Raw genomic sequence first — 25,167 nt, forward strand, 5'->3', positions numbered from 1 at the left:
TTCTAATTCCTATTTTCTAACCTGTCCAGTACCAGTAACAATGTATTTAGTAGATGTTAGAGCTGGTAGTCCCATTGGCCCTCTAGCATGAAGCTTTTGTGTGCTAATCCCAATTTCAGCACCAAACCCAAATTCAAATCCATCGGTAAATCTAGTAGAAGCATTATGATACAGGGCGGCAGCATCAACAAAATTGAAAAATTGTTCCACATGTTCAGCTGTCTCTGAAATGATAGCCTCCGAATGCAACGAACCATATTTATTGATATGTTGAATGGCCTCGGTACCATCTGCAACAATTTTCATGGCCACAATTAAATCCGAAAACTCTGTACCCCAATCCTCTTCCGTTGCCAGTTTTACTTCAGGGATTAGACTTTTAACCTTTTCATCTCCACGGATTTCCACGTTTTTCTCTGTTAAAGCTGCTACCAACTCACGCAAATGCTTAGTAGCCCATGCTTCATGTACCAAAATAGTCTCAATAGCATTGCAAACAGATGGCCGCTGTGTTTTGGCATTAACAGCGATGTCAATCGCCATCTCTTTTTCTGCAGTCTCATCAATAAAAATATGACAATTTCCAGCCCCGGTTTCCAAAACAGGGATGCTGGAGTTTTCAACAACTGTTTTAATAAGGCCAGCTCCACCACGGGGGATAAGAACATCAAAGTACTCATTTAGCTTAAACATTTCAGCCGCTGTTTCCCTGCTTGTATCCTCTAATAGTTGAACAGCATCTGCTGGTATTTCAGTTTGTTCAAGTGCGTGGTGAATCACATTCACAATGGCAATGTTGGAGTGAATCGCCGATGAGCTTCCTCGTAAGATGACGGCATTTCCAGTTTTTAAGCAAAGGCTTGAAGCATCAACGGTAACATTTGGTCTTGCTTCATAAACCATGCCAACAACCCCAAGTGGTACGCGGACCTGAGTGATCTTTAAACCATTTGGTCTTTCCCATGACTCCAGCACCTCACCAACCGGATCTTTCAAGCCTTCAAGTTGAATAAGGGCATCAGCCATATCATGGATTCGACCTTCAGTTAATCTTAGCCGATCTAATAATGAATCTGATAAACCATTCTTTTTGCCAACTTCAATGTCTTTTTCATTTTCTGCTAAAATATAATCTTTTTCAGTAAGCAGTTGGGCACTAATTTTTCGTAATGCCTCATTTTTTTGTTCCGTTGTCTTTACCGCCAATTCACTTGCTAGTGCCTTCGCTTTTCTTGCTTTTTCTAATAACTCGCTCATTTATTATTCACCTTCTCCTTTTTTAGCGCTACCCAATGATCACGGTGAATCACTTCCGTTTGATCATTATCTAAAATATTCTTCGCTTCCATAGTAGACAAGCCCTTTATTTTCTCTAATTCTGTTGCAGGAAAATTAACTTCTCCTCTTCCAATCAGTTCGCCTTTATGGTTAATGACTTCAACTACATCACCAACAACAAAATCACCACTAACATTGACAACACCTGCTGGTAATAGACTTTTTCCTTTATTAAGGAGAGCGTCTATGGCTCCATGATCTATTTCAATTGTACCAGCAACATTCGAATGAAGGGCAATCCATTGTTTAGAATTTTTCACAACCGGTTGACTGGAATTGCCAATATAGGTTCCATCACCCTTACCAGCCAAAATATCAATTAGTTTATCCTTGCCGCTCCCTGTTCCGATGAAAACATTCACTCCTAAAGATGTCGCAGTTCTGGCTGCTTCTATTTTTGAACGCATTCCTCCTGTACCCATCTTAGAGCCTGATGTTGAAGCCATTTGTAAAAGTTCATCGGTAATTTCAGGTAAATAGTTAAACTTCTTGGCATTTGGATTTTCATTTGGATTTTGATCATAAAGCCCATTTACATCCGTTAAAATAATCAAAAAATCCGCATGAATAAGTCCACTTACAAGAGCAGATAACATATCATTATCACCAAATGTTAGTTCATCAATAGCCACTGAATCATTTTCATTAATGATTGGCAGCACATCACGCTTTAACAGCTCCGAAAGTGTAGCATAAGAATTGCTATACTGTTCTTTATTCATGAAACCATATCTTGTGAGCAGCAACTGGGCTGTAACGATGTTGTACATATTAAAATGCTCTGTATATCCTTGCATTAATAATCCCTGGCCAACAGCAGCCGCTGCTTGCTTGCCCGCAATTGTAACTGGACGTGTTGGATAGCCTAGTCCTTTAAATCCTGCTGCAACAGCGCCTGATGAAATTAATATAACTTCATGGCCTTGTTTTTTAAGTAAGGCAAGAGCCTCCACATGATCGGCCAGCTTCTCGATTGATAAACCTCCATTTGTATTCGTTAAAGAGCTGCTTCCAATTTTTACAACAATCCGATGCTTAGCCACACTTTTCTCCTCCAGTCACAATATAAATATAAAAAGACCCTTCCCAATCCTTAAAAGGACGGAAGAGTCTTATCTTTCGCGGTACCACCTTTTTTAGCTAAAGGAAATTCCAATATTCAAAAAAATCTACGTATCTTTAGCCCTCTTTCATCCGTAACGAGGATTATCGGTTAGTTTTTGCACTAACAGCTCTGGGGTAGGTTCGAATGTCTCAGTCACGATGAAACCTTTCAGCCACTGGATTTCACTCTCTTACGGACGAACTCCCATCTACTAGTCCCCTTCGACGCTTTCTATATTAGTATTTTGAACAATGAATCATTAGTTTGCTACTATTATCTGTTATGAAAAGATTTCTGTCAATATTATTTTCCAACCTAACTTGCAATCATTGTTTTTGCGGTAAGCTTAGATTCTGTGATATTTTGAATTAATTGTATCGATTCTTCCATTGCTTGAGAAAAAGTATGGTGGCTGGAGGATTTATAAAATGGAGGTTTTAATGACCAAAAAGTTCCTGTTTCTTGTGCGGGGTAAACAACGATATACCACTCATACACCTCACTATCAGGTGCTGTCGGATTCCCTTCGAGGGCAATTAACCAATGATTTACTTTTAAACATTCCCCACAATTCCCACAAAATTCTGTGCAAAAATGCATTCGATCATAATCATTCATAGGAATTAAGGCCTTCTGATAAAACTCCCTGTAGTTTGGTCCATTCATCATCAGTTTTTCCCCCTTTGGTAATTTCCGTCATTTAATTGTATGCATTTCACCAAAAAGAAAACACCCATCGGGTGTTTTCTTTCAATCTGATATCATGCCAATCTAAATATAATGCCATGTCCGCCTTTAGGATATTCCCATTTAATATTTTGGTGAGGACATCCGATGCGGCAGCTTCCACACTCATGACAGCCCTCATAACCTACAAACATACGGCCTTCTTTTTCCCATTTATACACTTCACCAGGACAGAATACTGTACAAATTTTATCTGGACATTTTGTTGCACAAATATCATGGTCCAATACGGTTAAATGGGATTTTGAATCGGCTTTATAACGGACTAAATACTGTTTTTCCTCAATTGTCTTAGCGTCTTTAGCCATTATTTCATCACCTTCCACGCACGGTATAGGTCTTTCGCAACAGCAAGCTTACCTTTACTACCAATCATTGTTTGAATGGCTGCTTTTTGTTTGTCACGTTTTGGTGTTCCATCTACTGATAGGAAGCTACTCGCTGCTTTATTCATTAATGGAATATATTCTTTAAAGTACTGCGGATTTGTCTCAAATGTATGGGTAGTGTCTTTATATTTCTCCAAATCCCTACCAATGAAGCTATCCATTACCTTTTCACGATATTTACTTAGTGCTCTTTCAGAAAGATCCCCATTTCGTTTTCCTTCAATAATCGTTTCAGCTGCAAGTCTACCTGATGTCATCGCCATATTGGATCCTTCACGGTGAATGCCGTTTACAAATTGGGCTGCATCACCAGCTACTAGCACCCCATCACCGTATAATTTTGGAATAGAATTGTAGCCGCCCTCCGGAATTAAATGAGCCAAGTACTCGGCGGATTCACCATCTTTAATTAACGGCTTCACCATTGGATGGTTTTTTACATATTCCAAAAGCTCATATGGTTTAATTTTTTCTTTCATCATACTTGATAAAGTTGTACCAACACCAATATTGATGCTTTCTTTATTTGTATAGATGAAAGAGGTACCTAAATTCCCTTTCGTAGCTTCACCAAAGATTTCAATAGCAACCCCTTGGTTATCCCCAACATTAAAGCGGTCATTAATTACATCTTTTGGAAGATTAATAACTTCCATGGCACAAAGGGCAACTTCATCAGGGCGAAGCTCTTTGTGAAAGCCTAGTTGTTTTGCTAGAAGGGAGTTGACACCATCTGCAAGAACTACAACATCAGCATATACTTCCCCATCCGGGCGGTCAGTGCGAACGCCTACAACTTTGCCATTTTCAACAATACATTCTAATACTACCGTTTCATTAATTAGCAAAGCACCAGCTTCAACAGCTTTATTCGCAAACCATTGGTCGAACTTGGCACGAAGTACTGAGAAACAATTATAAGGTGCTTCACCCCACTCTTCATTTTTCACGCTCGTTGTAACACATGATTTTTTATCCATCAACCATGCCCGCTGCTCTACGATTGGCCGTTCAAGCGGTGCATCCTTCCAAAATTCAGGAATAATATCCTCCAATTGCTTTCTATATAAAATACCACCCATTACGTTCTTGGCACCAGGGTATTCACCGCGTTCAATTAATAATACTTTTAATCCCGCTTTGGCACTTGTATAGGCACAAGCTGAACCTGCAGGGCCTGCACCTACAACGATGACATCAAATTTCTCAGACATGCTCGACTACACCTCCGGTATTAGCTAACGCTGCTTTGAATTCTTGAATTAATAGTGGAAGAATCTCCATTGCATCACCAACAATTCCATAATGTGAAGCATCGAAAATAGCTGCGTTAGGGTCTTTATTTACAGCAATGATTAGCTCTGAGTTCTTCATACCAACTACATGCTGAATAGCACCGGAAATTCCAAATGCGAAATAAATTTTTGGTGAAACTGTTTCACCTGTCTGACCAATTTGTAAATGATGGTCAAGCCAGCCCGCTTCAACAACGTCACGAGTTCCGCCTACACTTGCACCAACCACATCTGCAAATTCATAAAGGAGGTGGAAGTTCTTTTCGTCTCCCATACCTTTACCGCCGGCAACAATAATATGGGCGTCGGCCAAGTTGGCTTTTTTCGTAGTATCTCTCACAATTTCTAAAACCTTTGTACGAAGACTACTTTCTTGTAGGCCTAATTGCTCCTCAATAATTATTCCTGTACGTCCTTTTTCTGGAGCTAACGCCTTCATTACCTTAGGCCGAACGGTTGCCATTTGTGGGCGATGTTTTTTACAAAGAATAGTGGCCATGATGTTTCCACCGAAAGCCGGTCGGCTTGCTTCAAATAATCTATTTTCCAAGTCAACATCTAACATTGTTGTATCTGCTGTTAAGCCCGTGCTAATGTCTGTAGCAATCGCACTTGCTAAATCTTTACCATTGGAAGTTGCACCATATAGAATAATTTCAGGTTTATATTTACGGACTAGAAGACTCACACCGTGCATATATGGCTCTGTTCGATAGTTTTTGAGAATCGGATCATCAATTAAATAAACTTCATCTGCGCCATATTCGAAGCAAACCTGTGCTAAGTTTTTAATATTATCACCTAACAGAAAACCCGCGAGCGGTACATCAAGTTTATTTGCCAAATCACGACCTGCACCTAAAAGTTCAAGGGAAACGCCGGCAATCTCTCCATCGCGCTCCTCAATAAATACCCAGACGCCTTTATATTCTTCACTCATAGTTTACCCCCCTATTTACTGTTGAAAAAGTTCACTCTTTTCAGCAAAGATTGTCGCTACGATTTCCTTAACCTGTTCGCTTGAACTGCCTTCAAGTATTTTAGCCTTTTCAGGCGGCTTTGGAGCCCACATTTTCCCAACAACCGTTGGTGAACCTTTTAACCCAAGTTGGGCAATATCTACGCCCTCAAAATCATCAACGGTCCAGATAACCGGCTCATATCTTGCTGCTTTAATCATATTTGGCATTGGTGAATAGGAAATTTCGTTAATTTCTTTTTCAACTGTAAGTAAGCATGGCAACTGTGCTTGAATCACTTCATAACCATCTTCGATTTTCCGTTGAACCTTAATGTATTTCCCCTTTTCATTTACTTCTTCAATTTTTATTACTTTTGTAACAGGTGGAATATTTAAACGTCTAGCAACTCCAGGTCCAACCTGTCCTGTATCTCCATCGATGGCATGTAAGCCACAAAGTACAAGATCAATAGGATCTTCTTTTGCAATCTTTTGAAGTGCGTTGAATAATGCATAGCTGGTAGCTAATGTATCTGCACCAGCAAAACGGCGGTCCGTTATTAAATAACCTGCATCTGCACCTATTTCAATACTCTTTTTGATTACTTCTGTTGCCTGTGGAGGTCCCATCGATAAAACCGTAACCTTTCCACCAACCTGTTGTTTTATGCGAACAGCCTCTTCAACTGCATGACCATCATATGGGTTCAAGATAGCAGGAACGCCACGTCGGTCCAATGTGTTCGTTTTTGGATTAACCTTGATGATTTTTGTGTCCGGAACTTGTTTTACACAAACAACGATGTGCAAAAGAAACACACTCCTCTCAAATAAACCACACTATTTTTAGGTGAAACTTGTAGCAAAATGTTATATTACAAGAGTTTGAAATTAATTTTCTAAACTCTAGATAACCCCAAACAAATTTCGCAAGCGTTTTCATTCATCCCATAAATCCAAACAGCAGCAACAGTAATGTAGAGAGTATTTGTACAATAATTCTACCTTTAAACTTTATACTCCTACAATAGTTTCCTGTATTCACACTATTTACAAGGTAAAAATATTGAACTATTATATTATATATTTTATATTGTACAATTATTCACAAACTTTTTAAAGGGCATTTTTGACAAATTTGCGAATTTTTTTAAAATTTTTTTAAACATTTTTTTAATCTAATAAAATCGCCATCACTTCAATGTGATTTGCATCACTCCTACAGTGAAAAAGTTATTATATAGTTTATATAGACTATTATTAGGAGGTACATGATTATGTCATTAACCATAACAAGCACGATGACTGTTGGAGACATCGTTACCCATTTTCCACAAGCTGCCGACTTATTTAAAAAATATAGAATTGATTTTTGTTGCGGTGGCAATCGCCCTTTGCATGAGGCAGTTACTGAAAAGAACTTAAACGAAGAAGAAATCCTAGAGGCTCTAAACACCGCCTATACAAAAATGCAGGAAATGAATACTGAAACAATAAATTGGCAGGAAGTATCTAGTGCCAATCTTATTGACCATGTTATGCAAACACATCATGCCTTCCTAGCTGATGAGCTGCCAATGCTTGGACAACTCGTTACAAAAATTTATCGTGTACATGGTGCAAATCATCCTTATCTTGGTGATGTATACAATCATTATCATGATTTAAGTAAAGAATTAATGGAGCACATTATCAAAGAAGACCAAGTTATCTTCCCATCAATTAAGTCATACGAAGCTGACCCAACACCTGAAAAACTCGAAGAGGTAAAAGCAGCGATTATTGAACTTGAAAAAGAGCATGACAAAGCTGGTGATTTATTAAAGCTGATCCGTGACCTTACAAATGATTACACACTTCCAGCTGATGCTTGTATGACTTATACAACAACATTCCAAAGATTAGAAGCACTTGAAGCTGATATGTTTATTCATGTCCATAAAGAAAATAATATTCTATTCCCACGTTTTTTAAATTAGTAGTCAATAATGGAAGTAGGCATGAGTATATACTCATGCCTACTTCTATTATCAAAACTTTTTAGTAGCCGTAATCCCAGTCAACCTTGTCCTCTTTAAATCCAACAATCTCTACTTCTCCCAAATTAACCTTGCGATTATTTAAAGTGCAATTACAATCTGTACACCCACATTGTTGTTTGATTTCCTCCAAGGTTTCCTTTTTGACCTCTTCTAAAACGATAACCTCCTGCTTATTACGGTAAAGTACAGCTGTACCTGCCATAATGAATGCGCCACCTTTCATTTATTCACTATATATTTTTTGTTTTGTTATTGTTTATTGTATTTGTTTTCTACAATTTCATTATATGCTTGTCTATTTTTTAATACCATTAAATGTGAATGTTTTCACAAATGCGGCAAAAAATATAAAACATTCTGTTACAAAACAGAATTTTGGAAACAGACTGCTTGAAAAGTGGTATAATTAATGTATGTGATTTTTTAGTAAAAGCGCTTACATTTAAGCTGAAATTATTGACTCTCTACTTTTAAAGAGAGCCAAGTGCATAGCGAATATTAGTGGTTATTGTATAGGTCACAAATGTATTGGATTACAGACTGTTCTTCTTCTTTTACCTTTTGTAGCTCCTCAGGTTTTACCTCAACTGTATTTGCCATCCTGTCTCTTCCTTCCTGAATTTTGGTTTTTAATTTATCTTTATTTTCTGATAATTTTAAACCCGAATGCTCATTTAGTCAACACCATTTCCTATAATTTTTTCTAGAAAAATGTGTCATTTTTTTGAAAGCGTTGACATAAAAACAAGGAAATTCCGAACAAAAATAAAAGCTGCATACATATTTGCAGCTTTTTACTACCTTTTATATTCTTAATCTCCCAGCGGCTCTTTCCCGGTTTTAGGGGAAGGAAATAAAGGACGACTGCCATGACCTTTATAATCACGTAAGTATTCCTTCAACGCTTTTTTTACATTTTTCCCTAAACGAAGCTTCTTCTTGTCGGACTGTTCGTCTTGCTTTTCAAAATCATCTTTTTTCACTGTAGCCCTAAGCATCTGACAAACCCCCCTTACTTATCTTACCTACTTTCATTATAATAGATTAACGCAAATACAGAAATAGTCAGTTGCCGGTGTTTCACAAATATCCAATATAAATAGAGCTGTTTCCACAGCTCCATTGTTTCAATTAACCAATAATAATTTTTTCCTTTGGAAAATGATAACTTTCTTCTTTTTCCTGACCGCGAATTAAAAATAGAAATGAAAAGATACCAATTCTTCCGATAAACATTAAAACAATCAGAATTAATTTACTGGCCGTGCCGAGATCAGGCGTAATTCCCATGGATAGACCGCATGTTCCGAATGCTGATGCCACTTCAAATATGATTGATAAAATCGGCACTGATTCAAGAAAGGACAAAATAATAACTGCTGTACTACAGAGAATAAATCCAGTAGTAACGACAATGGAGGCTTTCGAAATGTCCATTGGATCAATTTCTCGTTTAAATACTTTGATTGTGTTTCTGCCTTTCGCATAAAAATAAATGCTTAAACATGTAATCGCAAACGTAGTTGTCCGAATCCCGCCGCCAACGCTTGATGGCGATGCTCCAATAAACATTAAAATCGCCATTAACAACAATGTCGGCTCTGAAAATTGTGAAACATCCATGGTCGAAAAACCGGCACTTCTTGTCGTTACAGATTGGAATAAGGACAAAAAGAACGCTTCATGCCACTTTTTCCCTTCATAAAAAAGATTCCACTCCAATAACAGGAAAATCAAAGTTCCAAAAACAACCAAGGCAAAAAAAGTAACGGTTGTAATCTTCGTAAATAATGAAAAGTGGTATGGATACTTGCCTTTATGTGTTAAATAATGCTTTACTTCAATCAAAACCGGAAAGCCAATCGCACCTAAGATAATCAGAATCATCGTGATAAATTGCACAAAATAATCGTTGGCAAATGGAATTAATGATGCCCCCGTTATATCAAATCCCGCATTGGTTGTCGCACTAATAGACACAAACAAACCGTGTAAATACGCTTCTTGCCATGTTTCGTAATATTTTATAAAATATGTGCCCAAGATTACCGCACCAATCAACTCAAACAAAACAATTAAATACAGAATCTGCTTCATTAGGTAGACAAGCCCTGCAAATGTTGATTGGTTTTGGTCTGTCATAATTAAGAGCCGCTCTTTAAAACCAATTTTCTTCCCCATGATCAACCAAATAAATGTTCCTAACGCCATTATGCCAATCCCGCCGAACTGCATAACGAACATTAATATAAAATAACCCGTTACACTGAATGTATCGGATATTGATACAGCTGTCAATCCTGTTACACTTATGGCGCTGACCGCTGTAAAAAGAGCATCAATGAAACTTAATGACACCCCTGGTTTATGGGCAATCGGCAAACTCAAGAGCAGTGTTGAAAATAGAACAGCACTTATGTAATATAAAACAATTAACTGAACAGATGTTAACCTTATTACATTCTTTTTTCGTTTTCTTTCTAATGCAAACGGCATAAAAATCTCCTTAATTGAATGAACCGTGTCTTTTCCACCATTATGCTACTTAGTTTACATTGTCCAGCTAAAATGTCAATTACTCACTGGGATCTGCATCAAGACATTTTCACAAAATAAGAACGTATGCTCTTTTACAGGAACATATTTTCGTATATAATAAATGTGATACTAAAAAAAGGCGGAAGGAGAATCATTGTGATCAAAGACCGCGGTACGATAAAATGGACAGCGCTGATGCTTCCAGAACATGTTCAACAAATTAGAAAGCTTTGGGAGGATGGTGAGAAGGTTCCAGAACGGACAGTAGACGAGCAGCAGATTGAAACCATCAATCTTATACTTACCCGCGCCATCACTAATCATATATCAGTAAAGATTATTTATTATGAAAATGGCACCTATCTCAACCAAATCGGCCATATAAGTAAAATCAATCCGTACAATTGTGTATTATGTTTATCTACCCTGCAAGGAGAAAAAATCAATATTAACACAAACCGTATTTTGGAAGTAGAACTTGCAGTATAAATCACACACAAGTCTCAAATAACTAAAGTGAAAATAAATCAATATCAAGGGGATGAATAGACGTGACACAATCCAAAAGACAACAAGAGCGACAATTCAGAAAACGGAAAGAAGCTCAAAATGGTCATGAGAAAATAAAATCTTTTAAAGAACTATCGACTGAAAAAGAATAAATTCGTAAACAAACACCACCTAAATGAATCTACATAATGTAATTATATAGATTTATTAGGAGGTGTTATTGTGTTTTATAGGTATAATCAGTATAGCTGGGACCCAAATAACAACCAACCCATTTGGCAAGGTCCGATTGATTATCACATGATGGATGGAAAATCGGATGTTTTGCCAGGAGGGGCCCCCACCCACCATCAGTTGGGGAATGAACCTTTCCCTTACAAACCGAATTACTATCCAGTAAGTCCTTATCCAGGACCATTTTATAATCAACTACCACAACCACCTATCTACACACTGCTTTCATATTTCCATGATGATAAGGGGAAATTTGATGTAAATAAAATGGTGTCCACATTCGGCCAAATTACGAATACTGTGAAGCAGGTTAGCCCTCTCGTTAAATCATTTGGGTCCTTTTTAGCAAAGATTCAATAAATGTAATGTAAACGAATTTTTTCCATAAGCCAATTATTGCTACCGGATTCCACTAATAAATGGCTTATGGAATATTGTTTTTTAACGAAGTTAAATTGTTTGAACAAATTTCTCGATTCGATTTAAGCCCTCTTCGAGTGTTTCCATTGAATACGCGTAGGATAGCCGTACATAGCCCTCTCCATACTTTGAAAAAGCAGCACCAGGAACAACCGCAACACCCGCTTCTTGCAATAGCTTAGTTGCAAAATCAAAGGAAGACATATTAAAGCGTTTGATTGATGGAAACATATAAAAAGCACCAGTTGGCTGCTGAACATCAAATCCTAAAAAATTTAAACGTTTAAAAGCATAATGCATTCGTTTCATGTATTCATGTTTCATTGAAAGAGCGCTGTTCATTCCCTTTGTTAATGCCTCAATTGCTGCATATTGTGAAATGCTGGATGCACAAGCTACACTATATTGATGGACTTTAAGCATATACTTCGTTAAAAAGGCAGGGGCAAAAGCAAAGCCAATCCGCCAACCCGTCATGGAATGTGATTTTGATATTCCATTCACAACAATCGTCTTTTCTCTCATCTCAGGGAAGCTTGCGATTGACTGATGACTCCCCGTGAACACAAGCTCACTATACACTTCATCGGACAATACAAAAATATCTTTATCTTTAAGTAAATCGGCAATCTCCTTCAAATCACTTTTACTTAATGTACAGCCCGTTGGATTTGATGGATACGGTAAGATTACACATCGGGTTTTATCGGTTAGATGTTCCATTATTTGATTTCTCGTCAGCTTAAATCCCGTTTCGCGGGTGTCAACCAAAACAGGTGTCCCCCCTGCTAGTTTAATCAAGGCCTCATAACTAGGATAAGCTGGTCCGGGCAAAATGACTTCAGATCCTTCCTCTAAGATTGTCCGGATTGCAATATCGATGGCCTCACTAGCCCCAGCTGTTACAATAATCTCGTCTTCAGGATTATAATGTAAATCATATTTAGTTTTTACAAAATGTGCTGCAGCTTCACGTAAAGCCAGCAAACCTGCATTATGAGTGTATGTCGTTAAATCTTCATCAATGGCCAGTTTCCCCGCTTCCTTAACTCCTTCAGGTGTTGAAAAATCAGGTTGTCCAATCGTGAGTGAAATGACATCCTCATAGTCAGAAACCATATTAAAAAATTGACGAATTCCCGAAAATTGAATATCCTTTACATTCGGATTAATTAAATGCTCCACTTTTATCATCCATTTCCATTTAAGATATCCTATCAAAAATATTCCTTATCTTTAATATTAATATATTTTTGTCAATAAAGGCAAAAAACTCAACTTTTTTACGGTTGAGTTTTTTCGTCTACGAAAAAGGGCAGGCAAACATTGGCAACTGTTCCTTTTCCAAGTTCACTTTCAAATAATAGTTCCCCCATATGATCTTCCAAAAGCTTTCTTGTAATCATAAGCCCTAAGCCTGTTCCTTTTTCTTTTGTTGAAAAAAAAGGTTCACCAAGTTTTTTTAATCGTTCCGGTGATATTCCCGGTCCATCATCAATAATTTGAATGCAAATCATCGATAGCGGTTGATTGACTTGTCCTTTTATCAAAATAGTCCCCTTTGTTTGGATAGCCTCAAGCGAATTTTTAATAATATTAATGAAAGCTTGTTTTAAATGATTGGCATTTCCTTTAACTTTTAACGTTCCAAGTTCCGCCAGTTCTACCTTTATTTCAATCCCTTTCAGATTAGCCTCCGCCTGCATTAAATTAATCACCTGATCTAAAATCTGTTTCAGTGGTTGAATCTCAAATTTTATTTCCTGTTGCGGTTTTGCTAAAAATAAAAATTCATTAATAATCGATTCAATTCGGTCCAATTCATCGAGCATAATCTTAGTATAGGCAGGAGAAGCACTCCCTTCCGATCTAATAATTTGCAAAAAACCTTTAATCGATGTTAATGGGTTCCTTATTTCGTGTGCAATACCCGCTGCCAGCTGCCCGACAGTTGATAATTTTTCCGAGCGCGAAAGCAGTTCTTCACGTTCTATGATTCTGCTTATATCTTCAGTAATTCCAACGATGACCTCCAATATCCCATCTTTAAAAACAGGAAGTCCTTTTACTCTAATCCATTGCATCGGTTTATCTTGCTGTTTGTAGCGAAATTCTACGATGGTCTCATGCTTTTTCATCTCTTCGGTAGCTTTCTTAAGCTTTTCCAAGTCACATGGATCAATTTGCTTCCAGACCTGTTCTAATTTCCCTTCAAACTCTTCACTGGAAAATCCAAGAATATGGCCGATGGCTGGGCTTATGTAATACCATTCCTCCATATCCGGCGAGGCAATCCAAAAAACCTCTCCAATATTATTAGCAAGAAGATGAAAACGCTCTTCACTTTCGATTAGGGCCTCAATCATTCTGACCTGCTCAGTCACATCCTGGGCAAAAATAGAAAGCCCATCTTTAGAGGGGTAGGCGCTGAACTGCAAGTATTTATTGAATTTTGGAGAAAATTCTTGAAATCTCACGACCTTTTGCTCTTTCATGGCCAAATTTAAATTTTGATAAATTCCCGGGTGCAAATCTACTGGTATTATTGCCCAGAGGCTTTCACCAAGCAGTTCCTGACGTGACTTTTTAAAGATATTCTCAAGTGATTTATTCATAAATGTAAAACACCAAGCTCGATTAATAGCGCAAAAACCATCAGAAATACTTTCTAATAGCTCATAATGCCTTTTATTTGAGGTCCGTAGTACTTCATTCAATAATTCAAGTTGCCTCTCTAATTCACTATAATTTCCCATTTGCTTCATAATTAATTCTCCGACTATTCTAAATTTTTTCTATTACGTTACATTCTACAACGTAGACGATGATTCCTGTCAACATTGGAAAATTTCATCCCCTATTTTTTGCCACTTCTTTGTTATAATGAAAGTAACTTATAATTTGTTCATATAATTATTAATGAGTTTCAGAAAAAGGAGGTTCATCCCTTGAAGGAATTATATAAAAAATTAGAAGATTTATTTCCGGAGATGGTAGAGATTCGTCGCTACCTTCATCAACATCCCGAATTATCATTTGAAGAAGTCGAAACACCTAAATATATTGCTGAGTACCACAAAAACTTAGGACATGAAGTGCGAACGGAGGTTGGTAAACGAGGTGTAGTAGCTCTATTAAAAGGCAAAAGACCAGGACCAACTGTAGCACTAAGGGCAGATTTTGATGCATTGCCAATTCAAGAGGAAAATGATGTACCATATAAGTCGAAGTTACCAGGTAAAATGCATGCTTGCGGACATGACGGCCATACGGCAACATTATTAGTTTTAGCCAAGGCACTTAATAGCATGAGAAATGATTTGTCTGGAAATATCGTCTTTATTCATCAGCATGCTGAAGAACTTGCACCAGGGGGAGCCATCGCAATGATAGAGGATGGTTGTTTAGATGGAGTGGATGTTATTTTCGGTACCCATCTTTGGGCTACTATTCCCCTTGGTGATCTTACATATTGCTCCGGACCATTTATGGCCGCAGCAGATAAATTTGAGATAAAAATCCAAGGAAAAGGCGGACATGGTGCACTTCCACATTTATCAAAGGATTCAATTGTAATAGGTTCACAATTAGTCATGTATCTTCAGCAAATTGTAAGCCGTAGAATCGATCCATTGGATCCTGCCGTGCTTTCAATAGGATCTTTTGTGGCCCAAAATGCAAACAATATCATTGCTGATACTGCTTTCTTATCTGGAACAGTTAGGACATTAAATGAACAAACACGCCTCTTTATGGAAACAGAAATTGAGCGCGTCCTAAAAGGAGTATGCTTAGCCTCTGACGTATCCTATTCATATACTTATAAAAGGGGCTATCCCCCAGTTGTAAACCATGAACAAGAAACTGAATTCCTTGTTCATCTTGCCAAAGCAGTTCCAGGTGTAAAAAACGTTCGTATGGTTGCACCAATCATGGGCGGTGAAGACTTTGCATATTACCTCCAACATGTAAAAGGTACATTTTTCTTTACCGGAGCGATGAATCCTGAATGGGAGACGGCTTATCCCCACCATCATCCAAAATTCAACATCGATGAACGTGCTATGCTAATCGCTGCTACTACATTAGGAAGCGCAACATTAACTTACTTAGAAAAAAATGATTAATTTAGAAAAAGGTGACCTAAAATTTTAGGTCACCTTCTCTTTACTATCTATCGCGTTCCACCAGTTCTCATACCGCCACCGGCACCATTTCCATTGCCATTAAGATTGCGGTTCCGGTTATTGTTATTATTTAATACATCGTTGTCATCATTTGCCCCATCCATAAATGGTCTGCGATCTTCATTTGGCTCCTCGCCAGGGTCTGGCTCAGCATTATCGTAGTCCACATCAACAAGGTCGGCATCACCATTGTTATTACCGCGGTTATTATTGAATGTTCCAACGCCATTATTACGATTATTATTACCGAAATTACCATCACGGTAATTATCTAAATTATAGCGGATATTTCCTGGATCAAGACGATCGTTCATGTTGTAGCGAACATTCTCTGTATTCACACCGCGATTATTATAGTTTACACCTCTTGTACCGGTACCATTATTATTATTCCCATTGTTGTTGTCATTTGTACCGCATCCAGCCAGTAAGCCGATGGATAGCAAAGAAGCTGAAACGAAAAGCAACGATTTTTTCATGTTTGTCCCTCCATAAAAATTGTTTTCGCCCACACCAATAATATGTCCACAATTTTTAGGAGTCATGAAAAAAATACATCACAATTCAAAACCATTTATGGATGAATTTGCTTATTAATTTGTAAAGCGATGGTGACCGATATCTAAGACCACTTCCCGAGCTAATAAAAAGGCATTTGTTGTGGTTGCTTTATTAAAGAAGTAGACAGCATTCTTAACAGGCTTTTCCCCTTCCAAAGCTTTTTTAGCTGCATCAATTGAACTCGGGCTAGCTTTAACGACATTGATTCTTCCAGTAGAAACAGGTGTAAACTGTCCTTGTTCCATAATGACGTCTTTAATTGAATTTGGGAAGCGACTATCATTCATACGATTAACAATAACGTTCCCTACTGCAACCTGACCAATAAATGGTTCATCCCCTGCTTCGGCTTCAATCAGTCTCGCTAATAATTGAACATCTTCGTCGTTCTCATTCTTCATTACATATGGAATGACCACTTTAAGATTTGTATCAGGATTGACCGCGTTTGATGTTAATTGGTTTCTTTCTTTAATTAATTCCGCTGTTGTATTATACTTTTCGCTGATTGAATCTAAGCTGTCACCCTCTTGCACCTTATAAAGTGGAACAGACCTCAATTTAATTGCATTATTATCTGTCCACTTTACTTTTAAATGCAACATCTCCGACACCGCGCGAAGCGGTAGATACATTCGATCATACCGAATAATCGGAGTAACATCCATTATGTATCCATCGCCATTGATGGAAACTCGCCTCGATTTTGCATTAAATTGAAATTGATCATGAATGGGTGACTTGATAAATACTGTTTCCTTTGCACCATTCCATTCAACAGCCGCTCCTAGTTGTTCTCCAACGAACCTTATTGGAACAAATAATCGTTCATTTTCAACAAAAAGCGGCTCTTGAAAAGATACTTGTTCATCATTTACAAAAATTTGATAATCTGGGTTTGCATTTGCGTTATTCGGTAAAAAGATCACGAATCCTATGAGGAAAAACAATGTCTTCATTACCTTCATACCATCACCTCTTTTATTTGAAGTAAATATTCAAGACCTTAATTGATGCTCTTTTAATAATAGCTTGAATATTTCAATCCTTTTTTATGGCGAGAGATTTTGGATGTTTGTTTAAGTTTAGCATTGGTATGTATATCACTTCACTAGTAGACCACTGGAGTATTTTCCTTTATAAGGAATATTAAAATGATAAAAACTTAGGAAAAACTATTTTTACGAGGTGATAAGTTATGGGAAACAATTCCAAATATGAAGTTGCAAACGAACTGGGAATACCATTAAAAAAAGGGGATAACGGCGAAATGACCGCGAGTGATGCCGGCAAAATCGGCGGAATAATCGGGGGCAATATCGTAAAAGAAATGGTGCAGTTTGCTGAACAGCAACTCATGAATAATAGAAGATAAAAATTGTCTAAAAAGTGTCTGACACAAAAGGCACTTTTTTAAAACCCTTTCCTTACCTTCTATGCTAGAATGATAGTAAGATTTTTTTGCAAAAGGAGGTACTCTATGAGAAAGGATTATGAGACAAGTTTTCAAAAAATAAAAAATAATCAGCCCCATGTATTAGGCAGTAGGTCCTTTCAAAATTCTGCCGTGTTGTTACCCTTAATCAAAACAAGCGGCGATGCGATTGAGATTATTTTTGAAGAGCGAGCCCAACATTTAAGACGCCAACCGGGAGAAATTTGTTTCCCAGGTGGGCGTATCGATCAAGATGACAAAAATTCGAAAGCTGCTGCCATTCGAGAAGCTTGTGAAGAATTATTAATAGAAGAAACTGATATTCATGTCATAGGTCCTTTAGATTATTATGTGACAGCAACGGAATCAATTATTTATCCCTATGTTGGTTGGATAGAAAAAGACTTAGCGGAGATTACTCCCAATTCAGCAGAAGTAGGCGAAATATTTACTGTGCCACTTTCCTATCTTTTAAAGATCGAACCGAAAATTTATAAAATTAATTATTTAGTTCAGCCTGAAGATGATTTTCCCTACCATCTTATCCCCAATGGAAAAAATTATAATTGGCGTACACGTGGGATGAAAGAATATTTTTATTGCTATAAAGATAAAGTTATTTGGGGAATGACGGCGAGAATTCTTTCTGAGTTTCTCGAAAATTTTAAATAAACTTATATACAAATTTATGATTCAATTGTAGTCTTGATATATAAAAAAGGAAGAGGAGTTATAACAAAATGGTAAAAGCAATATTTTTTGATCTAGACGACACATTATTATGGGACCAGAAAAGTGTAAAGGAAGCATTTGTGGCCACATGTCAAAAAGCGAAAGAAAAATATGATGTGGACGCCGATTTACTAGAAGAGGCAGTCCGCAAAGAAGCCAGAGACCTATACAGCACATACGAAACCTACCCGTTTACGCAAATGATTGGAATTAATCCATTTGAAGGACTTTGGGGCAATTTCTTAGATGACCAGGAGGAATTCAAGAAATTAAGTGCTGTTGTACCTACCTACCGTAAAGATGCATGGACAAGAGGATTAGCCGCATTAGGTATCAAGGATCCTGATTTTGGGTCTGAGTTAGGCGAATTGTTCCCTGCGATTAGACGTACTGTACCATTTGTGTATGAAGAGTCTTTTCCTGTACTTGATCAATTAAAAGGAAAATATAAACTGCTGTTATTAACAAATGGTTCACCGGACTTACAAAACACTAAATTAAAAATTACCCCTGAACTTGTACCTTATTTTGATCAAATCGTCATTTCCGGTGATTTTGGCCGTGGAAAACCGGACCCATCATTATTTGAGTATGCGTTAAATTTGATGGAATTAAATAAAGAGGATGTAATAATGGTCGGCGATAATCTATTAACAGATATTCTGGGAGCTACCCGTGCCGGTATGAAAACGGTGTGGATTAATCGCCATAATAAAGAAAGACTAAAGGACGTTACTCCAACTTATGAAATAAAAAGTCTTGATGAATTATTCCCTATTTTGGACGAGTTAAAGTCAGCAGAATAAACTGCTGGCTTTATTTTTTTATTGACCATTTTTGACCTTTATGGTTTAATAATAGTCAAAGATAGTCAAAGTCAAACTATCAATAATCAATGTATTATCACTAAGGAGGTTTCTTTTATGAATTGCCAAATTTGTAATCTAAAAGAAGCTACAGTTCATTTAAATATTCAATTAAACCAACAAAGAAAACAATTACATCTATGTTCCGATTGCTATAACAAGGAAAAAGTCAACTTTAAAATCCCAAGCGGATTCAACCCATTGGGAGGTGCCGCACCGTTTCAAAATTTATTCAATCAGATGAACATGAACTATGGACAAGCTGATCAAGAATTTTTTACAAACATGCAGGAACAGAATATTCCCGGACAAGGAAGACATGGAAATGGATTTCTTGACCATTTCGGAAGAAACCTAACAAATGCGGCTAAAGCCGGCATCATTGACCCTGTCATCAGTCGTGAAAAAGAGGTAAGCCGTGTTATTGAGATTTTAAACAGACGGAACAAAAATAACCCTGTCTTAATTGGGGAGCCTGGGGTGGGTAAAACTGCTATTGCAGAAGGATTAGCCCTAAAAATTGCCGAAGGGAACGTACCAAACAAGCTGCTAAATAAAGAAGTGTATTTACTCGATGTAGCCGGCTTAGTCGCCAACACTGGTGTTCGCGGTCAATTTGAAGAGCGAATGAAGCAATTGATTACTGAACTGCAAAAACGGAAAAATATTATTTTATTCATTGATGAAATTCATTTATTAGTAGGAGCAGGCTCTGCTGAGGGTTCTATGGATGCTGGTAATATCTTAAAGCCGGCGTTGGCACGAGGTGAACTACAGTTAATTGGTGCCACGACTTTAAAAGAATACCGTAAGATTGAAAAAGATGCGGCGCTTGAACGTCGTTTCCAACCGGTGATCGTAAATGAACCAACAGTAGAACAAGCGATAGAGATTTTAAAAGGCATTCAAACGAAATACGAAAGCTTCCATGATGTAAACTATACAGATGAAGCGATCGAAGCTTGTGTAACCCTATCACACCGTTATATACAAGACCGCTTCCTCCCTGATAAAGCGATTGATCTATTAGATGAAGCCGGTTCAAAAGTAAACTTACAACATACAGGCCATGATGTAACAGAGCTTAATGAACGCCTCGCAAAAATTGCAAAAGAAAAAGTAAAAGCTGCAAGTGAAGAAAATTATGAACTAGCTGCCAAATTGCGTCAGGAGGAAATTAAGCTTGAAAAGCAGCTGGAAGCCGGGAACAAAACGAAAAAAGCGATGGTTGATGTAAGCGAAATTCAAAAAATAATTGAAGAAAAAACCGGCATTCCAGTTGGAAAACTTCAGCAAGATGAACAAATGAAAATGAAAAATCTTGCCGCAAATCTTGCAGCGAAAATTATTGGTCAAGAAGAAGCTGTCCAAAAGATAGCCAAAGCCATTAAACGCAGCCGTGCCGGACTAAAGGATAAGAATCGGCCAATTGGATCCTTCCTATTTGTCGGACCAACGGGTGTCGGCAAGACTGAATTAACGAAGCGACTTGCAGAGGAATTATTTGGGACAAAAGATAGCTTAGTTCGTCTTGATATGAGTGAATATATGGAGAAACATTCAGTCTCTAAAATCATCGGTGCTCCTCCAGGATATATCGGCCATGATGAAGCTGGACAGCTTACTGAAAAAGTGCGAAGAAATCCATATTGCATCATCCTTTTGGATGAAATCGAAAAAGCACATCCAGATGTACAACATATGTTTCTGCAAATCTTGGAGGATGGGCGTCTGACAGATAGCCAAGGCAGAACAGTAAGCTTTAAGGATACCGTCATTATTATGACAAGCAATGCCGGAGTTGGGGCTAAGAAAATAACAGTTGGCTTTGACAAGCAAGAATCCGAGACTTTATCTGAAAGTACTATTTTAGATACACTAGGCGCATACTTCAAACCGGAATTTTTAAACCGTTTTGACAGCATCATTGAATTCCAAGGTTTGGAAAAGGAACATCTATTGAAAATTGTTGATATTATGCTCGATGATCTTAAACAGCTATTAAAAGAGAAAAATTTGACACTTGAAATCAGCAATGAGGCTAAAGAAAAATTAGCTGAGCTTGGCTACCATCCTGCTTTTGGTGCCCGCCCATTACGTCGTGTAATCCAAGAGCAGATTGAAGATCAAATATCTGATTTACTTTTAGATAAATCAGACGTCAGTACAATTAAAGTTGTAGTGGAAAATGAACAAATTGTTGTAAGATAGGCTAAAGAAAGCTGCCCGGGAATTAACCCTGGCAGCTTTTTGTTTACACATTTGCAACTGCTGCTTGAATTTTCTTTAATTCTTGATTGATTTTGCTACGATGTTTCCATATAAAATTTAAAAGGCGATCATAATCATCCATCATGGTTTCCCCTTCATCACAATAGCTTTCACCTTTCCCATGAATGGACCACCTTCCATCCTTTTTCATAAGTGTATATTGACCACCGCGTTCCTTATCATGAAATACAAAATAATATTTTTGCCTTTCATAATCATAGGACACGAAGTTTGAAAACTCCTCTAGAAACTGTATAGCATCGAGCTTTTTCTTTATAATCACTTCGATCATCCTTTCACTTTTTCTATGCTAAAAAAAGTAGTTATATAATACTTCGACAAAAAAGCAAAATTCCTTGTAAGAACAATAAAAAAGACTACTAATTTAAATTAGCAGTCCGATTTTTTCATTTACGATACACTCTAGGCAGATACTATTAATAACCGATATCGTATTATATTGGTTTCTTACCCAGATCTTATCTCTTTCAATCTTTACTACCTCACCAGTTATCACTTGACCATAACGAGAAAAATAAAGATCGTTCGTTTGCACTTCCTGGCCAACCGAAAATAACTCATCCATGAATATAACTCCCTTTACTTACTCATTTCACATGTTATTATACAGTAAAATGGCTATGAAAGATAATAAAATATTTTTCAATTTTATGACGATTTTTAATACGCTTACATTTTACCTTTTATCAAAACCCTTGATAAATAAGCATTTCTTTCCTTTTACAAATGTTTACAATTGAACATACAGTTATTTTTTAAAAGTTAATTGTACCTTTTTTCACAATGAATAATATTTTTATTGAATTATGGCAACCTTTTCTATAGAATTAAGTGTGTACAAACAAATTATTATCAGGTACTAATAGGAGGTTGTAAAATTGAATACTCAAGATACTTTTACGGTCGTTAAACTACTGCAAAATTTATCTAATTCTTTAAGGGGAAACACTAATATTTATGATGCCCAGTATGTGGATAATGTTAAGGATCGAATCCCCCAAATAGAACATGCTTTTGTTGAGCTTAAAAAATATTTCGAGAAACAAAATTAATTTTTTTTATGATTTTTTAGCACCAATCATGGTGCACAATAAAAATGAGCGATCAGTCAGTTTGTCCACTATATAAATCCTTCAAATAAACTTCACATATACCTTCAAAAAAAACGAGCAAGACTTGCAGAAGTATACTCATCCTACAAATCTTACCCATTCAATTAGAATTCTAAAATACGTCACCTAGATCAACAAAAGTTTGCAATTTTTCACGATCGACTTCATTGCTGAATTTTTGATCAATCTCCGTCTTTTGCGCCCCAACATAATCGGCCTTCGTCACTACATCCTTGGCCATTAGCAAATCGGCCTGGGATAAATTTAAATTCATTGCAGCTTCTTCATTTAGCTTTTCATTTTTTGCCATCGATAAGCCTCCATTAATATTTTATTATTAATGTGCTTCATGATATTTAAATTATCCCCTTACCTTACTTAATCTCAAAGTTCGCAAGCAAAAGTAACGATGCTTCCTCTTAACCGTTGTGCCTCTTTGTAGGTACAGCGATTGTGAACAACCTCTAGCCCAGCCTCTTTCGCAATTTCAACAGCCTTAGGTGATATAACGCCTTCTTGTAACCAGAAAATTTTCGGATTTATTTCGATTGCTTCTTTTGCAACTTCAATAGCTGCTTCCGGGCTTCTAAACACTTGAACAACGTCAACTGGAAATGGGATGGATTTTAAATCCGGGTAAACCTTTTCTCCCAAGATTTCTGTTTCTTTAGGATTGACTGGAACAATTTGATAGCCTAGACGCTGCATTTTTCTAGTTAAACGATAACTTGGGCGACCTGGTTTGCCGCTTAATCCTACAACTGCTAATCGTTTTGGACGTTGTACAACCTTTCCATCCACTTCTTCTTGAACAAATGGTGATTGTAATAACCAGCGAATCACACCCTCATCGTTTACAGCCACTTCCCCTTTTCCATTTTCATTTGCTCCAATACCGGTTGCTTCATAAAAGGCACGATCAAGGGCATTCGTTAAATCTCGAACTGATTCGATTCCAATTGATAAACGGATAAGGTCTTCTGTTACACCTGTTTTCACTAAATCTTCTGCAGATAATTGCTGATGTGTTGTTGATGCTGGATGGATAATCAATGACTTTGCGTCCCCAACATTGGCTACATGTGACCATAAGGAAATATTATCAATGACTTTTTTACCTGCGGCACGTCCGCCTTTGATTCCAAAATTCACCATAGAACCAGCACCATGTGGTAAATATTTTTTCGCTAGGTCATGGGCAGGATGCTCTTCCAATCCAGGGTAGGATACCCACTCAACAGCTGGATGGTTTTTAAGGAATTCCGCAATGTCAGTTGCATTTTTCACATGCTTTTCCATTCGAAGGTGAAGTGTTTCAAGTCCAATTATTAACTGAAAAGCATTTTGTGGGCTCAAACATGCTCCAAAGTCACGTAGCAGTTGCACCCTTAGTTTTGTACTAAACGCTAGTGTGCCAAACTCATCTGCGTACACAATTCCGTTGTAGCTTGGGTCAGGCTCAATAAATCCTGGGAATTTAGGATTATTCCAGTTAAAACGTCCGCCATCAACAACGATACCACCGATGGATGTACCATGGCCGCCAATCCACTTTGTAACTGAGTGAACAACGATATCTGCTCCCCATTTAATTGGTTTGCAAAGATATGGAGTTGCGAATGTGCTGTCAACGATTAACGGTATTCCCGCTTCATGGGCGATTTCAGCAACTCTTTCAACATCAAGCACGTGTAAGCTCGGATTACCGATGATTTCACCATAAACTGCCTTCGTTTTATCTGTAATCGCCTGTCTGAAATTCTCAGGATCTGTTGGGTCAACAAAAACAACTTTGATACCGTACTTAGGAAATGTTGTAGCAAAAAGATTATATGTACCACCATATAGATTTGTAGCTGCTACAATCTCATCACCTGCATGAGCAATATTCATAATTGCCAAAGCAATGGCAGACATACCAGATGAGGTTGCCACAGCAGCAACACCATCTTCTAATAATGCAATTCTTTTTTCGAGAACATCTACAGTTGGATTACCAAGTCTTGTGTATATATTTCCTGCTTCATCTAAAGAGAATAAGCTTTGGGCATGGTCTGTATTATGAAAAACATAAGAAGTAGTTTGATAGATTGGTACAGCACGTGAACCAGTAGTTGGATCTGGTGATTGCCCGCCGTGTAATAAAACCGTTTCTAAATCATAAGTATCGAATCTTTCTGTCATGTATTATTCCCCCTAATTAGATATGAAAACTACGTTTAGGTAATAAAAAAAAACCTTTCTTCTGATAAAGAAGAAAGGTATTTCTGCCGTTCAACCTTATCTTTCAGGCAATTACCTGCAGGAATTAGCACCTTTCAAGCATACTTGATGGTTGCTGGACTTCACAGGGCCTGTTCCCTCCGTCACTCTTGATAAGTTAAAGTTATATAGTTTTTAATC

28 protein-coding genes, 1 riboswitch and 1 other annotated feature are annotated in these 25,167 nt (G+C 37.4%); of the genes, 10 read left to right on the forward strand and 18 right to left on the reverse strand.

What is annotated here, in order from left to right; translation table 11 throughout:
* Positions 1-9 precede the first annotated feature (9 nt).
* From ACNQFZ_RS04185 to ACNQFZ_RS04215, 7 genes are all read right to left on the reverse strand, one after another.
* The gene (locus ACNQFZ_RS04185) at positions 10-1,257 is read right to left on the reverse strand and encodes a glutamate-5-semialdehyde dehydrogenase (protein ID WP_458414099.1); all 1,248 of its coding nucleotides are present in this window, start codon (positions 1,255-1,257) and stop codon (positions 10-12) included.
* Positions 1,254-2,381, reverse strand: coding sequence for a glutamate 5-kinase (gene proB, locus ACNQFZ_RS04190; protein WP_458414100.1), 1,128 nt, complete (start codon positions 2,379-2,381; stop codon positions 1,254-1,256). Before proB ends, ACNQFZ_RS04185 begins: the two co-directional genes overlap by 4 nt.
* A gap of 51 nt (positions 2,382-2,432) precedes the next feature.
* Positions 2,433-2,677, reverse strand: a binding site (T-box leader).
* 81 nt (positions 2,678-2,758) lie between these two features.
* On the reverse strand, positions 2,759-3,112 hold the full coding sequence (locus ACNQFZ_RS04195) for a hypothetical protein (RefSeq protein ID WP_458414101.1): 354 nt from the start codon (positions 3,110-3,112) through the stop codon (positions 2,759-2,761).
* Between the two features lie 92 nt (positions 3,113-3,204).
* The gene (locus ACNQFZ_RS04200; protein ID WP_458414102.1) at positions 3,205-3,498 is read right to left on the reverse strand and encodes a ferredoxin family protein; all 294 of its coding nucleotides are present in this window, start codon (positions 3,496-3,498) and stop codon (positions 3,205-3,207) included.
* On the reverse strand, positions 3,498-4,793 hold the full coding sequence (locus ACNQFZ_RS04205) for an FAD-dependent oxidoreductase (RefSeq protein WP_458414103.1): 1,296 nt from the start codon (positions 4,791-4,793) through the stop codon (positions 3,498-3,500). Before ACNQFZ_RS04205 ends, ACNQFZ_RS04200 begins: the two co-directional genes overlap by 1 nt.
* The gene (locus ACNQFZ_RS04210; RefSeq protein WP_458414104.1) at positions 4,786-5,814 is read right to left on the reverse strand and encodes an electron transfer flavoprotein subunit alpha/FixB family protein; all 1,029 of its coding nucleotides are present in this window, start codon (positions 5,812-5,814) and stop codon (positions 4,786-4,788) included. Before ACNQFZ_RS04210 ends, ACNQFZ_RS04205 begins: the two co-directional genes overlap by 8 nt.
* Before the next feature lie 15 nt (positions 5,815-5,829).
* Positions 5,830-6,645 (reverse strand): electron transfer flavoprotein subunit beta/FixA family protein, encoded by an 816-nt coding sequence (locus ACNQFZ_RS04215; protein WP_458414105.1) that lies wholly within the window; start codon positions 6,643-6,645, stop codon positions 5,830-5,832.
* 467 nt (positions 6,646-7,112) lie between these two features.
* Here ACNQFZ_RS04215 and ric point away from each other — a divergent pair, with 467 nt between their 5' ends.
* Positions 7,113-7,814, forward strand: a complete 702-nt coding sequence (gene ric / locus ACNQFZ_RS04220; protein WP_458414106.1) for an iron-sulfur cluster repair di-iron protein — start codon at positions 7,113-7,115, stop codon at positions 7,812-7,814.
* A gap of 61 nt (positions 7,815-7,875) precedes the next feature.
* Here ric and ACNQFZ_RS04225 read toward each other — a convergent pair whose 3' ends face one another.
* From ACNQFZ_RS04225 to ACNQFZ_RS04235, 3 genes are all read right to left on the reverse strand, one after another.
* Positions 7,876-8,079, reverse strand: coding sequence for a hypothetical protein (locus tag ACNQFZ_RS04225; RefSeq protein ID WP_458414107.1), 204 nt, complete (start codon positions 8,077-8,079; stop codon positions 7,876-7,878).
* A 610-nt stretch (positions 8,080-8,689) separates the two neighbouring features.
* The gene (locus ACNQFZ_RS04230) at positions 8,690-8,875 is read right to left on the reverse strand and encodes a hypothetical protein (protein ID WP_458414108.1); all 186 of its coding nucleotides are present in this window, start codon (positions 8,873-8,875) and stop codon (positions 8,690-8,692) included.
* Positions 8,876-9,008: 133 nt separating this feature from the next.
* Positions 9,009-10,373: a TrkH family potassium uptake protein gene (locus tag ACNQFZ_RS04235; RefSeq protein ID WP_458414109.1), complete on the reverse strand. Its 1,365-nt coding sequence runs from the start codon at positions 10,371-10,373 to the stop codon at positions 9,009-9,011.
* A 198-nt stretch (positions 10,374-10,571) separates the two neighbouring features.
* Between ACNQFZ_RS04235 and ACNQFZ_RS04240 the strand changes: the two genes are divergently transcribed.
* The 3 genes from ACNQFZ_RS04240 to ACNQFZ_RS04250 all read left to right on the forward strand — a co-directional run bounded on the left by ACNQFZ_RS04240 (position 10,572) and on the right by ACNQFZ_RS04250 (position 11,519).
* Positions 10,572-10,904, forward strand: a complete 333-nt coding sequence (locus tag ACNQFZ_RS04240) for a YolD-like family protein (RefSeq protein ID WP_458414110.1) — start codon at positions 10,572-10,574, stop codon at positions 10,902-10,904.
* Between the two features lie 62 nt (positions 10,905-10,966).
* Positions 10,967-11,077, forward strand: a complete 111-nt coding sequence (locus ACNQFZ_RS04245; RefSeq protein ID WP_458414111.1) for a DUF6254 family protein — start codon at positions 10,967-10,969, stop codon at positions 11,075-11,077.
* A 70-nt stretch (positions 11,078-11,147) separates the two neighbouring features.
* Complete coding sequence (locus ACNQFZ_RS04250; protein ID WP_458414112.1) at positions 11,148-11,519, forward strand: YppG family protein; 372 nt, start codon at positions 11,148-11,150, stop codon at positions 11,517-11,519.
* Positions 11,520-11,609: 90 nt separating this feature from the next.
* Here the strand turns inward: ACNQFZ_RS04250 and ACNQFZ_RS04255 are convergent, their stop codons facing one another.
* Together ACNQFZ_RS04255 and ACNQFZ_RS04260 are read right to left on the reverse strand one after the other, a co-directional pair.
* Positions 11,610-12,764: an aminotransferase A gene (locus ACNQFZ_RS04255; protein ID WP_458414113.1), complete on the reverse strand. Its 1,155-nt coding sequence runs from the start codon at positions 12,762-12,764 to the stop codon at positions 11,610-11,612.
* Positions 12,765-12,862: 98 nt separating this feature from the next.
* A complete protein-coding gene (locus ACNQFZ_RS04260) occupies positions 12,863-14,344 on the reverse strand; it encodes an ATP-binding protein (RefSeq protein ID WP_458414114.1) in 1,482 nt (493 codons plus the stop codon).
* A gap of 225 nt (positions 14,345-14,569) precedes the next feature.
* Here ACNQFZ_RS04260 and ACNQFZ_RS04265 point away from each other — a divergent pair, with 225 nt between their 5' ends.
* Complete coding sequence (locus ACNQFZ_RS04265; protein WP_458415304.1) at positions 14,570-15,706, forward strand: M20 metallopeptidase family protein; 1,137 nt, start codon at positions 14,570-14,572, stop codon at positions 15,704-15,706.
* A gap of 47 nt (positions 15,707-15,753) precedes the next feature.
* Here ACNQFZ_RS04265 and ACNQFZ_RS04270 read toward each other — a convergent pair whose 3' ends face one another.
* Positions 15,754-16,245, reverse strand: a complete 492-nt coding sequence (locus ACNQFZ_RS04270; RefSeq protein ID WP_458414115.1) for a hypothetical protein — start codon at positions 16,243-16,245, stop codon at positions 15,754-15,756.
* Between the two features lie 114 nt (positions 16,246-16,359).
* Positions 16,360-17,295: a cell wall hydrolase gene (locus tag ACNQFZ_RS04275; RefSeq protein WP_458414116.1), complete on the reverse strand. Its 936-nt coding sequence runs from the start codon at positions 17,293-17,295 to the stop codon at positions 16,360-16,362.
* 230 nt (positions 17,296-17,525) lie between these two features.
* On the opposite strand from ACNQFZ_RS04275, the gene ACNQFZ_RS04280 reads away from it, so the two are divergent.
* From ACNQFZ_RS04280 to ACNQFZ_RS04295, 4 genes are all read left to right on the forward strand, one after another.
* Positions 17,526-17,702: a small, acid-soluble spore protein, alpha/beta type gene (locus tag ACNQFZ_RS04280; RefSeq protein WP_458414117.1), complete on the forward strand. Its 177-nt coding sequence runs from the start codon at positions 17,526-17,528 to the stop codon at positions 17,700-17,702.
* A 105-nt stretch (positions 17,703-17,807) separates the two neighbouring features.
* Entirely contained in the window at positions 17,808-18,434 is a 627-nt protein-coding gene (locus tag ACNQFZ_RS04285; protein ID WP_458414118.1) for an NUDIX hydrolase, read from the forward strand.
* Positions 18,435-18,502: 68 nt separating this feature from the next.
* On the forward strand, positions 18,503-19,300 hold the full coding sequence (locus ACNQFZ_RS04290; RefSeq protein WP_458414119.1) for an HAD family hydrolase: 798 nt from the start codon (positions 18,503-18,505) through the stop codon (positions 19,298-19,300).
* Positions 19,301-19,417: 117 nt separating this feature from the next.
* Positions 19,418-21,571 (forward strand): AAA family ATPase, encoded by a 2,154-nt coding sequence (locus tag ACNQFZ_RS04295; protein ID WP_458414120.1) that lies wholly within the window; start codon positions 19,418-19,420, stop codon positions 21,569-21,571.
* 43 nt (positions 21,572-21,614) lie between these two features.
* Here ACNQFZ_RS04295 and ACNQFZ_RS04300 read toward each other — a convergent pair whose 3' ends face one another.
* Positions 21,615-21,914 (reverse strand): hypothetical protein, encoded by a 300-nt coding sequence (locus ACNQFZ_RS04300; RefSeq protein ID WP_458414121.1) that lies wholly within the window; start codon positions 21,912-21,914, stop codon positions 21,615-21,617.
* Positions 21,915-22,016: 102 nt separating this feature from the next.
* Positions 22,017-22,217 carry a hypothetical protein gene (locus ACNQFZ_RS04305; RefSeq protein WP_458414122.1) on the reverse strand — a complete coding sequence of 67 codons (201 nt, stop codon included), beginning with the start codon at positions 22,215-22,217 and terminating at the stop codon, positions 22,017-22,019.
* Between the two features lie 313 nt (positions 22,218-22,530).
* Between ACNQFZ_RS04305 and ACNQFZ_RS04310 the strand changes: the two genes are divergently transcribed.
* Entirely contained in the window at positions 22,531-22,704 is a 174-nt protein-coding gene (locus ACNQFZ_RS04310; protein ID WP_458414123.1) for a hypothetical protein, read from the forward strand.
* A gap of 172 nt (positions 22,705-22,876) precedes the next feature.
* Here the strand turns inward: ACNQFZ_RS04310 and ACNQFZ_RS04315 are convergent, their stop codons facing one another.
* Together ACNQFZ_RS04315 and ACNQFZ_RS04320 are read right to left on the reverse strand one after the other, a co-directional pair.
* Positions 22,877-23,074, reverse strand: coding sequence for a hypothetical protein (locus ACNQFZ_RS04315; protein WP_458414124.1), 198 nt, complete (start codon positions 23,072-23,074; stop codon positions 22,877-22,879).
* A 74-nt stretch (positions 23,075-23,148) separates the two neighbouring features.
* On the reverse strand, positions 23,149-24,948 hold the full coding sequence (locus ACNQFZ_RS04320; RefSeq protein WP_458414125.1) for a PLP-dependent aspartate aminotransferase family protein: 1,800 nt from the start codon (positions 24,946-24,948) through the stop codon (positions 23,149-23,151).
* 93 nt (positions 24,949-25,041) lie between these two features.
* A riboswitch (SAM riboswitch) is annotated at positions 25,042-25,146 on the reverse strand.
* Between the last annotated feature and the right edge of the window lie 21 nt (positions 25,147-25,167).

This window comes from Schinkia acidoalkalinis (genome assembly GCF_054301215.1).